A 16,062-nucleotide genomic window follows, 5' to 3' on the forward strand; every position below is an offset into this window, starting at 1 on the left:
ACCACGTGAAACCTTGGATTTTGAAACACCCGCTGATAGGTTGCAGCGACTCGTTGCGTTGACCGGTTGAGCCCGCCACAGATTTATTTAAGACCCTGTCAAACACTAACAACGTAGAGCCAAATAATTCAATCTGCCCCTTTCGCGCCACAAAGGTCAACGCCGTTGAGCGCAATAAAATCCGCCCCATCACTCTCTGATTCAATTTCCAGCTGTCACTTCGTTTCAATCTCTGCATAATGCGTTTCTGAATGCTTAAGCAGATTTAGAAAACTTTTCCGAAACTCGTTTATATCGTCATCATCACCACATAAATTTATAGAAAAAACGTGCTCCTTTCCAGCCTCAAAAGACGTGGTAAAGCAAGCCGAATCAAGAAAATAAGTTGCCTCGACACCAGACCAACTCCCTCCAGAAATCCGCCCGGCCTTTGCTAACGGCTCAGATCCCGTACCAAACTTCAAACCATCTTTCTCTTGAACATACTCGTTAGAGACAGCGTCTTCAAGTGTCATCCCCTTGCATCGAACCCTAACATTTTCGGTTCTTCCGTCCTTGTACTTGTATTTTAAAAACGTCACACCTTCATCCGACTTCATAACTGAAAAACCGTTTACGCCATGCGACTTAATAATGCAGCCATTACTTTCCACCACTAGACCATCTCCCGCATAGACGAGAGAGAACGAGGACAGCAGATATAGCATAAAAAATCTGATCATTGCTTTTGCCTTTTAACAAATGATGGTATTGGCGCTAAGGGCCCCCCAACTGGAGAGCTAACATAGAGCAAGTCCGACAATATAGCTTGCACATGAGTAAAAGCATCTCTGCGATCAGGCAGCCCATTCATCTTCGTGGTTGTAGTTGGCTTACCGGTATTGATATGGCGACCGACCAAGTCCAGTGTCGGATTACTCAATCTATTTTCCGCACGGAGAGGAACTTTACAGACATGCGTCTTCCAATCATAGTCTTCGCACACTTCGACAGCCCATAAAGCGTTATCAACAACTGGATCGCTAGTCTTATTGGCGCAATTGTCTGCCCACCAAAAACCTGCGCTTTCGGCCTGATCATAGGTTTCCGTCTCGACCTTATCTCTCCAGACTATATTTTGTGAAGCATTAGCCACCGACCTGCCTCGATGTTTAAAATACTTAAGGTAATTTTCCTGGTGCGTGATTTGTATAATCCCCCGCCCATACCAGTCACCATATTTTTTATCCTTACCACGACCAGTCTCGGCAAATTTTGAAAAATAACCAGACTCTGTAAGACCATTCCCTATAAACTGGCTCATACGCTGTCTTGTTACAATTAGGTATTTTCTCATCGCCTTATTGAGAGACACTTGAATATTTTCTGCTCTTTCTAAGGCGCCGGCATACTTGATTCCTGCGCGATACAATATTTTGCTCTTATGATCTTCCGCAACAAATGACCTTGGAATACATTGTGTTAATTCATCAACACTTAACCAAGAGCACTTCCTGAAAACTTCAATAAACTCTTTCGGCGGAAAATGCCAATGCTTTGGTCCGATTTCCGCTAAACCAGACTCCTCCCAGAAAGCCATTGACTCTTGATGAGCCTTAAGCTTTTCGTAATCTCCTTTTGGCATCGGAGGTCCGAGTTCCGACTCCTGGAGCAGCCATCCGTAGCGAGTTTCAAAATCACTTTTACCCCACTCGCTTGGAAACTTGAAAATACATCTTCTAAGCTTCTGCTTTGAAATTTCCTTTTCAATAATCTCTTGATTATGCTTCTTAACACGATAACTCTTGCTTAAAACGTGCTCTTCCTCGGGTTTAGCAGGAGTGTGCTTTAAATCAGGAGATCTGGATGCCTCGACAATGCCTCTGGACGGAGGAAACAATGGATCTTCATCCAGTTTCAATAAATCACGCAAATAAGGCGACTGGCAATGGCTGTCTTCATCAGTATCATCGTCGACTAGCTTCCAGCCCTGCCACTGAGGAAAATCGGCATCACTAAAAATAGTGACAGTGCTACTATTTAAATTAACCCACCCAGCGCCGTCAGGAAATGCAATTTTGCGCCAATGGGCCGCGCCTGCCGGAACCAACTGATCAGGTCCCAGCACACGGCCAAAACGAAGTAATTCATAACCTGCACTTGGACAACCAGCAAATCGAGCTGCTGCCTTTTGATAAAGGTCATACTCAAAATCTTTATCTTCTTTTTGCTCACCTATACATTCACCCTCAAGTGTATAAGTTCTAAGCAAACACTGTCCTTGACTATAACTCATGCGTACAAACAGATCTTCTGCCGGACGACGCACACAACTCGAAGCATTATTTGTATCAGTCCATGAACTAGGATGCTCTGCATACCCTATAACTTCTGGAGGCAAGTAAAAATACATATCACCCCAGCAACTGTCTTTTCTTCCAGGCTTGGTTTGATATGACAAATCCCTCTCGGATCGGCCTATCAAATTTTTGACTTGGCTATCATCCGCGATAATTTCAAAATGAATTTTATTTCCAGCGCCGTAGATCTGACCGGCCTCACCAATCGCCTCCTTGCGAAAAACTTGCATACCCTTCTTCGGATTTTTCACTATTATTTTTGAAAGATGCATATAGATTGAGAAAAAAACCACCTTCGAATTTGCACCCTCACCAATTTCAGTTTCATGCCGAAGAACAATGCAGCCATTGTCCGTCCAGCCGCTGTAATTCAGAGGGGCATCTTCACTCGTGTCCACGGGTGCAGGCTCGCGGAAGTAGGCCAGCGTTCCATCCGCAATCGCGCGTACTGGCAGTGCACGTCCAGCCTCTTTAGGGGCCTTAAGGTGAGTACCGCCATGCCAGTTCAAATCAAAGCTGATCGGAAAAAAGCCATCGCCTGGCTCACCACAAAGCATTGCTCGATTCAAATACGCTTCGTCGCTCTCTCCAGCGGTTGGAGCAGGAAGAAATGGAGGGCTAATCAACATAGGTGTGGTCCATATTTAATAAATTCTTCAAATCCATTGTGCGCTGGAGTCACAGCGATAACAGGTACTTGGTTTTTGGTTTCGGCTCTTCTGGCGCATTTGCAATCGCCTGATCCATCAAACTCCCCGCCTTATCCTTATCCGCCGCCCCCGGCAGCACCGGCGGCTTGATCCCGATCCCGGTCCCCGACCCAGCCGAACCACCCGCATTAATCTTCACCACCGGCCCAACCACCGTCACACCACCGCCATCGAGCTTGATGAAACTGCCGCCGCCGAGAATCGTCAGCTCAGTCCCCGCCTCAATGACAATCTTGTCCCCCGCCTTGATGTGAATCTCTTTTCCGACACTGGTCAGTTGCGCAGTCCCAAGCTTCACATGCTGGCTTTCACCAATAGTCAGGTGGTCGTCCATCCGCGCTTCGATCTTGCGGTCGGAAATCGTGGTGCGATGTTCTTCAGCCTTCAGCTCGGTGTAGCTGTTCTTCACCACCGTGTCGTGACGTTCATTCCCGACCCGAATCTTCTGGTCGTGTTCGACGTTTTCATCCCAGTCGCGCTGGGCGTGGATGAAGATTTGTTCGGCGCCTTTTTTGTCTTCGATGCGCAGTTCGTTGTAGCCACCGCCGCCCGGGGAGCTGAGGGTTTTGAAGACGCTGCGGGTTTTGTTTACCGGCAAGGCGTACGGCACCGGGTTTTCCTTGTGGTACAGGCAGCCGGTGACCAACGGTTGATCGGGGTCGCCTTCGAGGAAGGTGACGAGGACTTCCATGCCGATGCGCGGGATGGAGATGGCGCCGTAGCGGTCGCCGGCCCAGGAGCTGGAGACGCGCAGCCAGCAGCTGGTTTTGTCGTCGGCCAGGCCTTCGCGGTCCCAGTGGAATTGCACCTTGATGCGGCCGTATTGGTCGCAGTGAATTTCTTCGCCTTTGGGGCCGGTGACCATGGCGGTCTGGCTGCCAAGCACGCGGGGTTTCGGGTGCTCCAGCGCGGGGCGGTAGAACACGTCCCACGGGGTGGCGAGGAAGGTGTTGCGGTAGCCCTGGTGGAAGTCGTCCTTGTTGTCGGTGGTGTCGCTGGTCACCGACTCTTCGAGGACTTGCGGCTGTTTGCCTTCGTGGAAGATTTCGGTGAGCAGCCACAGGTCGTTCCACTCGCTGCGCGGGTGGTCGGACATTTCCATGAAGTGGCCGCTGACCAGTCTGGTCTGGTCGCCGCGACCTTCGGCCTGGCGGTAGTCGGCGCGGTGGCGCTCGAGGGCGCGCTGGCTGAGGAACTTGCCGCGGGCGCGGTCGATGAAACGGCCGGGGTAGTCGTAGTCTTCGAGATCCGGTTCAGTGCTCTCGCCGTCCGGTTTGTATGCGGCCTCCATTTGCAGGCGCGGTTTTTCGAAGTCGTAGTCGCGGCGGGTGGTGCGGCTGGTGCGGGTTTCCAGACGCAGCTTGAAGCCTTTGATCACCGGTTCTTCGGCGACCATGCCGCTGCCTTGCACATACGCGGTCGGTTGGCCGAGGTTCGGGAATACGGTCTGGTCATCGCCAAACACCAGCAGATGACCTTTCTTGCTGTGCTGGAAGTGGTAGTGAATCCCCTCTTCTTCGCACAGACGCTGGACGAAATGCAGGTCGGTTTCGTCGTACTGCACGCAGTAGTCGCGATCCGGGCATGGCTGGCTGAGCTGGAAGCTGTAGGCGTTGCCCTTGATGCCGTGCTCGTCGAGGATCAGCGCGATGATTTTCGGCGCCGACATCTGCTGGTAGATGCGCTGGTTGGTGCGGTGATGCAGGTATTGCAGCTGCGGCACCAGCGAAACCTTGTAGCGGGTCAGGCGCTTGCCGGCATCGCCTTGGGCGACACGGTAGATCTGACCGTGGATGCCGGAGCCTTGCGGATCGAGGGCGAGGAACGCCTGTTTGTGCAGGAGTTTTTCCAGGTCCAGATCCGGGTTTTCGCTGACCAGTTCCAGGTCGAAACGGAACGGCTGGCTGATGCCTTCGGTGCCGGTGAACGACAGGACTTGCAGGTCGCCTACGTAATCTTCAACGGTCAGGCTGAAGTGCGTTTCGTTAGCTGGGTTGAACATAAAGTGCTCCCTGTTCGAATGTCATCCGTTACGCCCGCAGTCGCAAACGCTGCAGCCAGGACGAAGTGGCGCCCAAGGCGTCACGCAATTGGTCGGCAGTGATGGTGCGCTCTGCCGCGTCAAAGGCCAGCGCGGTGCGCAGCGCGGGCCAGCAGTGTGTCGGTAGATTCGACGGTGCTTGCAGTTCGCGCTCCAGGTGTTCGTCACGGGCCTGGGTCGAGGGCAAGCGGCGGAACGGGTGTTTGCCGCCCGCCAGTTCATAGATCACGCAGGCCACGCCGTACACGTCCGCGCTGGCCGACAGCGGTTGGCCCTCAAGCAGTTCGGGGGCGGCGTAGCCAGGGGTCCAGGCGTTGAAGCGCTCGCGACTCAGGTGAGGCAGGCCAGGCAGGATGCCCTCCTCGGCTTGCCCCAGACCGAAGTCGAACAGGCGCACGCCGTCTTCGCAGAGCATGACGTTGCTCGGTTTCATGTCACCGTGCAGCACGCCGCGACGGTGGGCGTAAGCCAGCGCGTCGAGCAGCGGCAGCGCGATGTCGCGCAGTTCTTTCCACGGCAGGCCCAGTGGCCGCTCGCAGAGCAGTTTGTCCAGGGTCAGGCCACGCATGAGTTCCATGGTAATGAAGGCCCGCTGGCAATCGGTGTCCACTTCGAACGTGTGCGGTCGCAGCACGTTGTCGTGGCGCAGGCGTCGGGTCAGGGCGAACTCGCTGTAGAGCAAGGCACTGGCGTCCGGCGACTCGGCAAATTCTTCGCTGAGGATTTTCAGCGCAATGTAAGGATCGGGATCGCCGAACTGTTCGTGCAGCAGATCCCGGGCCCGGTAAACCGCCCCCATGCCACCGGCTCCGAGCAGACGCTCGAGGTGGTAGCGGCCTGCCAGAACATCCGGCAGTGCGCCGACGCTGGCCTTGGTCGGCGCCAGCGCGGGTTCGGCGTTGTGCTGCTTTGCAAAAGCGAAATAGGTCAGGTTGTTGGCCTGCTCCTCGCTCATCAGCAAGTCATCGACTGAGGATTCGATTTCAGTCATTGGCGGATCACCACGGCCGTCAGGTTGTCGCGAGCGGCGCCACGCAGGGCACCGTCGAACAGACGTTCCAGCGCCACATGCGGCGCCGCCAGACTGAGGGCGTTGCCGAGGGCATCGCTGCTCAGGCCTTGATACAAACCATCGCTGCACAGCAGGAACACATCGCCCGGATACACCTCAAGCTCCAGCACATCGAGGGTCAGTTGTTCCGCCGCGCCGACCGCCCGGGTCAGGGCCTGGGCTGCCGGGTGCGCCGCTGCCTGTTCGACGCTCATCTGTTGCTCGTCGATCAGTTGCTGCTGCAGCGAGTGATCCTTCGACAGCTGATACAACCGCTGCCCACGCCACAGGTAGCAACGGCTGTCGCCGGCCCAGATGCAGGCCGCGCGATTGCCGTCCACCAGCAGCGCCACGACGGTGCTGCCCATGATGCTGTCGTGACGCCCGGCGGTGACGGTCAACTCCTGCCCCAGGCGCCGGTTCAGCCAGTGCAGGCACTGGCGGATGGCTTTGAGGCGTTCGTCGAAGTCTTCGTGCTGCGGCAGTTCAGCCAGGCTGGCGACGATCAACTGGCTGGCGATGTCGCCACCCTGATGACCGCCCATGCCGTCCGCGACCACCCACAGCCCATGCTGCGGGGTGTCGAGGAAGGCATCTTCGTTGCGCGACCGCACCTTGCCCGGGTCGGTTCGCGCCGCGCTGCGCCAGGGACTGGCCACCAGCATCAGAGCTGCACCGGCATACGGAAGGTGCGCAGCACGCCCATGTCGAACGGGTTCGGCGTGCGCTGGCTGGTCAGCAGGTAGTTGGCGCGCAGGCCACCCACATCGGCTTTCAGCACCAGCACGTCGCGACCGGTCAGGTACTCGGTCTGCATCAGGTCGAACAGACGGAACAGCGACCACGGGCCGGAGTTCTTCTCGATGCCGATCGGGCGCCCGGCCATCTTGTCCATGACCAGGCTGGTGCGACCGTCTTCAGCATCGGTCGGCCACTTGAAGCTCATGGGCAGGATCGGACCGTGGCGGTATTCCATGGTCTTGTCGCCGAACTTGAACTCGGAACGGCTGACCGCCGGATCGAGGGTGTACGGCTCCAGCTTGAACTGCACGGTCGGCTCGGCCGGGTTGATCGAGAAGAAGCTCTGGCGAATGTTCAGGGCCGCCGCCATCTGGTCGAGGAAGACCTTCGACACCGGCAGGCTGCGGCCGTCGACGCTGCGCATCCGGTAGTTGCCCGGATCACCACTGACGAACGGACGCATGTAGCTGTCGAAGAAGCGGTCGATGGTGCCTTGAGCCCGGAAAAACTCGCGGAAATCGCTGATCGCCACATCGCTGGTGCTCGAGGCGCTGAACGGGTAACGCTTGTTGATCGTCTTGCCATACACGCTGTACAGCTCGTTCTGATAACGGCCGTTCAGGTACTGGTAGGCATCGTTGAGCACCAGGCGCCACGAATCTTCGGCCAGCACGTTGAACCACACGCTCAGCGGGCGCGGCAGACGACCCGACGCATTGCGCAGGTTGGTCAGCGCATCACGCTGGCCGCTCATGCGGGTCTTGGCCAGTTCGAACGCGGCCTGCTCCGGCGTGCTGGAACGGGCGAGGCCCGCCAGTTGCAGTTGCAGGTCGTTGAGCGCGGTGAAGGCCGGGGTCAGGTCAGCGGCCGGGCCGTTGTTGTCGTCGAGCAGTTTATGCAGCGGCTCGAAGCGACGTTGCAGGGACTTCTTGGCGGTGTCCGGCAGGTTCTTCGCCACGTTCAGGGCCGAGGCCTTGTCCGCTGCCGCCGCGGCGAGTTTGCCCACCTTGCCCAGTTTGCCTTTCTGTCCGGCCAGCGCATCAGCCGCGTCACCCGCCTCGTCCACCGGATCGGCAGCGGCCGGGAAACGGGTGTTTTCACGCACTTCGGTCAGCAGCGCCAGCACCGGCGAGTTGGCCGAGGTCAGGCCCGCCAGTTGTTCGGCGCCTTCACCGGCATCGCTGATCGGCGGCAGCGCCACCTGGCCAACGGCTTCGCTCCAGTAGTTGGCGTAGTCGCGGAAGTACAGTTGCTCCAGCTCGACCATCAGGCGACGCAAGTCCATGTCGCTGATGCCCGCGCCTTCGCCCAGCACCCAGTTGTCACGCAGGATGTCGGTCACCAGCGAAGCGCCTTGCACCGAGAAATACTGCTGATAGCCGGTCTGGGTGTAGAAGCCCGGAATCACGTATTCAGTGCCGATGAACAGCGAGCCCTGCGGCCCGAGGTGCTGGCTGAAGCGGTAATCCGGCAGGTTGCGCGCCTGCTCGCGGAGCATGCGGTAAACCACGGTCGCCAGCGACTCGCTGCGCAGGATCTGACGCGCCTGGGCCACCAGTTGCTCGTTGAGCGGATAGATAAACGGCTGCTGCAACAGACGCTCGAGGTGCGTGTTCAGACCGTTCTGCACTGCGGTGTTGCCGGTGTAGCGCTGCGACCAGTCCGCCGCGATCCAGTCCTTGAGCCATGCCGCGTCGCGACGATCCTTCATGTTCAGCATCAGGTACGCGCGCAAGCTGTTGATCAGCTTTTCGCGGTCCTTCATGTTGGCGCGGATCTGGCCTTCAAGCATCGTTGCAACGCGTGGCAGCAGTTGCTTTTCAAGCTCGTGCTCGTAAGCCTCCTTGACCACCGGATTGACGTCCTGGCCCTGATACAGCCCCATCCGTTCGTGGTAGGCAGCGTCGCCCTTCTTCGGGAACACCTGAGTCGCGGCGTAGCTGGTGTCGAGGGTTTTCAGCACGCCCATGGCGTCATCGCGCGGCGACAGTGCCGTGCGTTGCTGCGTCCAGTTCTGCGCCAGATTGCGCAGGTTTTCCAGACGCTCGTAGTTGGCCGAGAAACCACCGGCCCAGAGCATGCCGAACAGCACCAGCGCACCCAGTGCGCCGACGTACAACGCACGCTGGCCCCAGTGGATGCGGCTGCGCTCGCGCTTGTCCAGACCGGCCAGATCGGCCTCGGGGAAAATCACCCGGCTGAGCAAGTGATGGATGAAACGCGAACGACCGCTGCGCAGCGTCGGCAGCACGCCGGCGCTCATGCCCAGACTCGCGCCGATGCCGGCGGTGGTCGAATCCATTTCCTGAGTCAGGTGCGGTGCGCTGGTCAGGTAGAAACCACGCAGTTGTGTCGCACGCTGGTAGCGGTTGCCGGTGAACGCCATGTCGACCAGCAGGCACAGGCGTTCGCCGATCAGGCCCATCTGGTGCGGGAAGTCGAGGATGCGGCCACGGCGCTGGGTGTCGCGCTCGGAGTGCATGCGCATGATCACCTGGCTGTTGAGGCGACGCAGCAGCTCTTCGAACTCGTTGCGCAGCACCGTCACGTCGGTGCCGACCTGATCCTTGCGGAAACTGGTGCCCAGCACCTGATCGCTTTCTTCGCGAGTCAGTTGGTCGAAGAACTCGTCGAAGCCCAGCAGCTTGTCGGCCTTGCTCAGCACCAGATACACCGGCACATCGACGTGCAGCTTCTGATAGACGTCTTGCAGACGCGCACGCACCTGGCGGGCCAGGGTTTCGATGTCCTGTTCACTGCCACCGGTCAGGGTTTCCACCGCAATGGTCACCAGCACGCCGTTCAACGGACGACCGCGACGACGCTTGCGCAGCAGCTCCAGCAAGGTGGTCCAGGCGCTGCCGTCGACTTCCGCATTCGGCTGGGTCAGGTAGCGGCCGGCGGTGTCGATCAGCACACCGTGATCGGCGAAGTACCAGTCGCAATGACGGGTGCCGTGGGTATCTCGGGTCAGCTTGCGGTCGATCTTGTTGATCGGGAATTCCAGCCCGGAAAAGTCCAGCAGGCTGGTCTTGCCGCTGGCCTGCGGGCCGATCAGCAAATACCACGGCAAGTCATTGCGCCAGCGCTCGCTGCGACCGCGGTACAGACTCGAAGTCTTGAGGGTTTTCAGGGCGTCCTTGAAACGCTCCTTCAACTCTTTCTGCTCTTCGTCGATCAATTCTTCGCGGCGGATACGGTCCTGGCCGTCTTCGGTTTCTTCGACGGCTTTCTTGCGGATACCGGCGCGCCAGCTGACGAAGACCATGGTCAGGCCCCAGATCAGGAACAGCACGCTGATGGTCAGCAGACGCGACGTCGCGCTTTCCCAGAACTTGTAGTCATCCACGGCCAACAACGGGCCGACGAACCACACCAGCAGCGCCACGAACAGCACCAGCAGCAAGGTCCAGACCCAGGTCTGGCGCAGGAAGGCGCCGACTTTCTTGAAAAACTTTTTCATCACACGTCCCTGTTTACGGCTGCGACTGCGGCGAGGCCGCGGCCGGATCAAGCGGCTGATAAGGTTTCAGAACGGTGTCGCGCTGCTCGCCCAAGACCCAGGCGAAGCCCGAATACATCATCACCAGGCAGACGAAGGTAAACAGCACCACCATCCACGCCGGCACGATGCGCACCAGGTTGCGGCGCTGATCGTTGAGGCCTTCCCACTGCGGCGACAATTCACGCGGCACATCGCCACGCAACTGACGGATCTGCCGGTACAGGGCGTCGCGGATGCCTTCGAGTTCCAGCATGCCGCGCGCCTGCACGCGGTATTTGCCCTCGAAACCGAGGGACAGGCACAGGTACATCAGCTCCAGCATCGGCAGGTGCTTGACCGGGTTTTTCGACAGCCGATCGAGCAGCTGGAAGAACTTCTCGCCACCAAAGGTTTCGTTGTGGAAGCTGCTGAGCAGGCTCATCTGCGACCACTCGCTTTCGTTGCCCCACGGCGTGGTCACGACGGCTTCGTCGACCACGGTGCAGAGCACGTAACGGGCGGCCATCACCTGGCTGCTTTCGGCGCCGTTGTGCAGGGCGCGCACTTCAAACAGCTTGAGCCCGGCGGTCAGGCGCTCGTTGAGCGCATAGAGGTCTTCGCGGGTTTCGCTGTGCTTGAGGCGCACCACTTCCGACAGCAGTTCGGACGACGCCGCCACCAGCGAATTGAGGCTGATGTTGAAGGCTTCCGCCGGGCGCAGGCGCGCGGCGTAGATCATCCGTTCTTCCAGTTGCTCGAAACGCGGCGGCGCGGCGAAGTCGGTCAGCGGACTCGCCGCCGGGCCATGGCCCTGACGGTCGAGCAGGACGGTTTTGTCGTCCTGGTTGTGTTCCATGTCCTTGATCATGTCGGTCAGTTCCTGATGGCCCAGAATTTCAGTTCAAGCTCGGCGAATTCGCCGGACACGTGGAACGCGAAGCCGCCGGAGCGCTCGAGTTGTGCCAGGTCTTCGGAACTGAGTTCGAGGATGAAATAGGTTTTGTTGGAGTGGAACGCGATCTGCCGCGGGGCCACCGGCAACGGTTTGACCTTGATCCCCGGCAGATGCAGGTTGACCAGTTGGCGGATGCGCTCCACCGGGCCGACCTTGAGGTGCGCAGGCAAGCGGTTGCGCAGTTCTTCGGAGTCGCAGTTGGCACTGGCTGCCAGCACGAACGACGCCGAGCCCAGCAGTTTGTGGTCGTGCAGCGGCGACACGATGATCCCGTACTGACGCGCTTGCAGGATCAGTTCGATGGCGTGCTGTTCCAACACCATCGACAGCACCTGACGGATCGACTCCATCAGTTTGCGAAAGCTCGCACCCTGGTCAGCGTGGGAGTAGCGGCTGTCCAGACGCGGGCGTTTGCTGTCGCTGGAGAAGGTCGCCAGATCGCCGAGCATGGTCAGCAGCGTGCGGTACAACTCTTCCGGGTGAACCTGCTCCAGGCCCAGGTAGTGGCGCAGCAGCAGTTCGGTGCGGTTGATCAGTTGCAGCATCATGAAGTCGCCGATCTCCGCACCGCCGACCTTGCCGTTCGAACGAATGCGCTCGGCAATGGTGTCGCCCCGGTGGCCGAGCATGCTGATCACTTCTTTCAGGCACGACAGCAGGTAGCTGGAGGCGTGGGCCTGAATGTAGGTCGGCACGAAATCCGGGTCGAGGCTGATCACGCCATCCGGCGTGGTGTCGAGCACGTCGCAGATCTTCAGCTTCACGTAGGCTTGGTCGCTCTGCTGCTCGCCGAGCAACAGCTTGAAGTCCGGGCGACCGCAGCTGACCTGGCTGGCGGAATCATCACCGGCATTGGAGTCGGCCACTTCGGCGTCATACGCGGTGTAACGCGCCAGCACGTCGGACTGCTCCGGGCGACGGGCCTCGATGTGGTTACCGGTGACCAGCGGCAGCGCCAGGTAGATCGGCGTGTTGCCGGTGTTCGGCGGCACGTCCAGCGCCAGCGGCTCGGTGTTGCCGCCGAGCTCGAACAGACTGCCGTCCGGCAGGATCCCCGAGGCTTCACTGATCACCAGTTTGCCCATGTTGAGGAACTGCAAGTCGATCTCCAGATTCAGGAAACCCCAGGTGTAGCCGCCCAGCAACTGGGTGCGGGTCTTCATCTGGTGATCGTAGTAGCGGTCGTTGTGCTGGAAGTGCTGCGGACGCAGCAGCATGCCTTCCTGCCAGATGACTTTATGGGTATTCATGATCAGTCATCCGCCTTGGCGAGCACTTCGTTGGTCTTGCGGATACCGGCCTGATCCAGGGTCAGATCGGCTTCGGTGACTTCCAGCGGCGTGATCGGAAACGTGTGGCGCCACTTGGTTTCCGGCAGGTCGCGGTACGCGGCGAGGATGCCGATGAAGCGGCTGCCCTCCTCCACGCTGAGTTTCAGCTCCACGGTTTCACCCGGGCGCAGTTCGAGTTCTTCGCTGGCCACCAGATCCGGGTTGAGGGATTCCTTGGCGCGCTCGTAGAGGCTGAAGAAATCGGCGTTCTCGAAGGTTACCGGGTGCTTGAGTTCGAACAGGCGCACCACGATCGGCGACGGACGACCGTTGAGGTCCGGGTTCAGCTGATCGCTGCCGGTCAGCTTCAGGTTGATCTTGGTCACTTTCGAATACGGCGACAGCGACGAACAACCGGCGAGCAGCACCAACAGGGTGAGCGCGGTCAGCGTCTTGAAAAAAGCGGTCGAGCGGCGAGACATGCGCATCATCCTTGGTGGTCGGTGTGGAGGGTGGAGATCAGGCGGATCTGTTCTTCGTAGGCCTGGGCGAAGTCGCGGGCCAGCAGGCGCTCGCTCCAGTCGTCGTCCTGACGCAGCGCATGGTGATAACGGTTGAACGCTCTCCAGCGCCCGCCAGCGGTGGCGAGCAACGGCTTGTTGTCGCGCTCGAAACGCAGGGTCAGTTGCTCCGGCGAGAAGTGATCCAGAGTGCCGCGCACTGCCGCGCGGCTGGCGGTCAGCAGTGCCACCTGATGCGCCTGCAAATCGCGGAACGCCCGGGAGATCGCCTGCTCGGCCGGCAAATGGCCCGGCTTGTGCGGCTGCAACAGGATGTCCAGCGCCTCGCTCGGATCGACGGCGAATTTCAGCGGGTTCTTGTTGGTGCCTTGCACGGTGGTCTGGGCCAGACGCAATTCGTTCTTCAGCTCGGAGCGGGTACGCAGGCTCTGTTGCAGACCGCCGACGCTCTGGCGCAGCAGACGTGCAGCGTTCAGCGCCAGAGCTTCACGCTCGTCGTGGCTGAGGTTCTTCACGTTCACGCCAAGGGCCGCGCCGAATTTATCCCAGAAGGTTTCACTCTGACGCTCCACCGCTTTCGGTGCCGGTGCAGGCTCAGGTGTGGGTTCGACGATCAGCTCCGGCACCATCAGGCTTTCCATGTCGATGCGCGCGTAGTCGGCACGCTGACGGGAGTCTTCAGGGTCGGTCACCGGTGCGAGCATTTCCTCGAACTCCGAGTACACGCGCTCTTGCTGCTCCAGCGACTTCAGCGGGTCGAGGTCGAGGAACGCGTCGTCCGGGATGATGCTGCCGGCGGCGCGTGGCAGGCCGACTTCACCGTCGAACGTCGCCGGGTCGCGCACCAGTCGCGCGCGAATTTCGAAGTCGCCCAGCACGTAGGTGCTGCCGTGCTCGATGCGCACCGGTTCGCCCTTGTGCAGGCGTGCGCCGCTGTCACCGTCCTGCACACCGTTGCTGCTGGTGTCGGTCAGGAAGAACGAACCCTCGCGATAGCTGACGATGGCGTGGTGGTTGGACAAGTGCCGCTTGCGGTCAGGGATGATCCAGTCGCAGTCCTCGCCCCGCCCGATCACGCCACCGGCCTGTTTGAAGGTCCGCTGGCACAACTCGGTGGGCACGAACTGCTTGGTGTTCAGCATTTCGAAAACCAATTCCATGTTTGATGCTCCTTGCGGTCACTTGCCGCGATTGACCGCCTGCGGATCACCCAGCGGGCGGTAATCGTTATCGTTGAATTTGTAATTGCCGCTGCAACCGCCGAGGCCGCATAGAACGACAAGGGTCAGCAGGACAGCGTGCCAGTGACGAACAGACATCAGAGGGTCTCCAGGTGTAGACAAAGCACAAAGCGCCGACCCTTGCGGGCGGCGCTGAAATAGGTGTTCGAGGTGAATCCGACGGACTTTCGCCTACCCATCGAAATCACCCAGATTGATGTTCAAGCGGCCGAGCCGGTACAACAGCGTGCGGCGCGGCAGGCCCAGTTCCCGGGCGGCGAGCGTCTGGTTGCCGTCGTTCTTGCGCAGGCAATCGAGCAACAGATTGCGTTCGACCGCTTCCAGTCGTTCGCGCAGATTGAGGCCGCAGTGGTCTTCCGGCACCGGCGCCGATTCCAGGCGCAGCGAGAAATGTTCGGCCAGCAACTCGCCGCCCTCGCACAACAGCACCGCCCGCTCGACCAGGCCTTTGAGTTCACGCACATTGCCGGGAAAGGTGTAGCCGGACAGGTGCTCCAGCGCCGCATCCGACCAGCGCACCGGATCACGTTGCAGGAACGTGCAGGCCTTGTCGGCGAAGTGTTTGGCCAAGTCGAGGATGTCGCCTTCGCGCTGACGCAGGGCCGGCAATTCGATCGGGAATTGCGCGAGGCGGTAGTACAGGTCCTCGCGGAATTTGCCTTCGCTGACCAGCACCGACAGATCGCGGTGCGTCGCGGCGATGATGCGCACGTCGATCTTGTGAGTGTCGTTGGAACCCAGCGGACGGATCTCGCCTTCCTGCAACACGCGCAGCAACTTGGCTTGCAGCGACAGCGGCATGTCGCCGATTTCATCGAGCAACAGGGTGCCGCCGTTGGCCGCGTCGAACAGCCCGGCGCGGTCGCGGTCGGCGCCGGTGAAGGCGCCTTTGCGGTAGCCGAACAGCTCGCTTTCCAGCAGGTTTTCCGGGAACGCCGCACAGTTCTGCACGATGAACGCCTGGGACCGGCGCGGGCCGCAATCGTGGATCGCCCGCGCGACCACTTCCTTGCCGGTGCCGGTCTCGCCACGCAACAGCACGGTGTACGGGCTGTGCAGGACTTTGCTGATCAACGAGTAGGTCTGGCGCATCGCCGCGCTCTTGCCGATCAATCCGTAGCCGCTGGCACTCGGCAGGCTGCGCACCACCGGCGCGGCAGCGTTCACTGGCTGGCGCAGACGCTGTAGCAAGTGCAATTGGCCGAGCACGAACGAACCGAGCTGGCCGAGGGAATCGGCAAAGCCTTGCAGGTCGATGCGGCGACGACTGGCGCACAACAACAGGCCTTCGACAGCCTTTTGCTGATTGACCAGCGGCACGCACAACAGCGACTGCCACGGCGCGGAAGACGCCGGCAGAAAACTGGTTTCATGCAGGCTGCCGCCCAGGTCGTCGAAGCACACCACGCGGTTCTGGCACAGGGCGAACTGCAACAGTTGCTCGCCGTTGTAGTCCGCCGGCAGGCTCGCCGCGCTGCGCGGTTGCAGCACACCGTCGAGGCATTCGGCGTTCATTCCCAGCGACGTGTGCGTGGCGTCCAGCAAGTACAGCTGGGTCAGTTCGCAACCACTCAGCCCGGCCAGACCGCGCACGAAGTCACCCAGCAGCGCAGCACCGTCCGCCGCCCGCGACAGGCTGGCGAACTGCGCCAGCAAGGCTTCGGCATAGAGCAGTGGCTGCGGCACTTGGGTGAACATCACACTCACC

13 protein-coding genes are annotated in these 16,062 nt (G+C 59.6%); all 13 read right to left on the reverse strand.

Features of this window, described 5'->3' with window-relative positions:
* The coding region (locus tag ACKJSM_RS17755; protein WP_410238436.1) for a hypothetical protein at nucleotides 1-238 on the reverse strand (238 nt) is incomplete at its 3' end.
* Nucleotides 216-722, reverse strand: coding sequence for a hypothetical protein (locus tag ACKJSM_RS17760; protein ID WP_410238437.1), 507 nt, complete (start codon nucleotides 720-722; stop codon nucleotides 216-218). The genes ACKJSM_RS17760 and ACKJSM_RS17755, both read right to left, overlap by 23 nt.
* Entirely contained in the window at nucleotides 719-2,968 is a 2,250-nt protein-coding gene (locus ACKJSM_RS17765) for a hypothetical protein (RefSeq protein WP_410238438.1), read from the reverse strand. The genes ACKJSM_RS17760 and ACKJSM_RS17765 overlap by 4 nt, the downstream gene beginning before the upstream one ends.
* Before the next feature lie 49 nt (nucleotides 2,969-3,017).
* Nucleotides 3,018-5,051 carry a type VI secretion system tip protein VgrG gene (locus ACKJSM_RS17770; protein ID WP_410238439.1) on the reverse strand — a complete coding sequence of 678 codons (2,034 nt, stop codon included), beginning with the start codon at nucleotides 5,049-5,051 and terminating at the stop codon, nucleotides 3,018-3,020.
* Between the two features lie 28 nt (nucleotides 5,052-5,079).
* A complete protein-coding gene (locus ACKJSM_RS17775) occupies nucleotides 5,080-6,081 on the reverse strand; it encodes a serine/threonine-protein kinase (protein ID WP_410238440.1) in 1,002 nt (333 codons plus the stop codon).
* Nucleotides 6,078-6,806 carry a PP2C family protein-serine/threonine phosphatase gene (locus ACKJSM_RS17780; RefSeq protein WP_007954391.1) on the reverse strand — a complete coding sequence of 243 codons (729 nt, stop codon included), beginning with the start codon at nucleotides 6,804-6,806 and terminating at the stop codon, nucleotides 6,078-6,080. The genes ACKJSM_RS17775 and ACKJSM_RS17780 overlap by 4 nt, the downstream gene beginning before the upstream one ends.
* Nucleotides 6,806-10,345: a type VI secretion system membrane subunit TssM gene (gene tssM / locus ACKJSM_RS17785; RefSeq protein ID WP_410238441.1), complete on the reverse strand. Its 3,540-nt coding sequence runs from the start codon at nucleotides 10,343-10,345 to the stop codon at nucleotides 6,806-6,808. The genes ACKJSM_RS17780 and tssM overlap by 1 nt, the downstream gene beginning before the upstream one ends.
* 13 nt (nucleotides 10,346-10,358) lie before the next feature.
* Nucleotides 10,359-11,234, reverse strand: coding sequence for a type IVB secretion system protein IcmH/DotU (gene icmH / locus ACKJSM_RS17790; protein ID WP_410238442.1), 876 nt, complete (start codon nucleotides 11,232-11,234; stop codon nucleotides 10,359-10,361).
* 5 nt (nucleotides 11,235-11,239) lie between these two features.
* Nucleotides 11,240-12,571 (reverse strand): type VI secretion system baseplate subunit TssK, encoded by a 1,332-nt coding sequence (tssK, locus tag ACKJSM_RS17795; protein ID WP_236179735.1) that lies wholly within the window; start codon nucleotides 12,569-12,571, stop codon nucleotides 11,240-11,242.
* A 2-nt stretch (nucleotides 12,572-12,573) separates the two neighbouring features.
* On the reverse strand, nucleotides 12,574-13,074 hold the full coding sequence (gene tssJ / locus ACKJSM_RS17800; protein ID WP_011336587.1) for a type VI secretion system lipoprotein TssJ: 501 nt from the start codon (nucleotides 13,072-13,074) through the stop codon (nucleotides 12,574-12,576).
* 5 nt (nucleotides 13,075-13,079) lie between these two features.
* A complete protein-coding gene (tagH, locus tag ACKJSM_RS17805) occupies nucleotides 13,080-14,273 on the reverse strand; it encodes a type VI secretion system-associated FHA domain protein TagH (protein WP_410238443.1) in 1,194 nt (397 codons plus the stop codon).
* An 18-nt stretch (nucleotides 14,274-14,291) separates the two neighbouring features.
* On the reverse strand, nucleotides 14,292-14,432 hold the full coding sequence (locus ACKJSM_RS17810) for a hypothetical protein (RefSeq protein WP_003229566.1): 141 nt from the start codon (nucleotides 14,430-14,432) through the stop codon (nucleotides 14,292-14,294).
* Between the two features lie 93 nt (nucleotides 14,433-14,525).
* Nucleotides 14,526-16,052 (reverse strand): sigma-54 interaction domain-containing protein, encoded by a 1,527-nt coding sequence (locus ACKJSM_RS17815; protein WP_410238444.1) that lies wholly within the window; start codon nucleotides 16,050-16,052, stop codon nucleotides 14,526-14,528.
* Between the last annotated feature and the right edge of the window lie 10 nt (nucleotides 16,053-16,062).

Source organism: Pseudomonas sp. PHC1 (assembly GCF_046487845.1).
GTDB lineage: Bacteria > Pseudomonadota > Gammaproteobacteria > Pseudomonadales > Pseudomonadaceae > Aquipseudomonas > Aquipseudomonas sputi.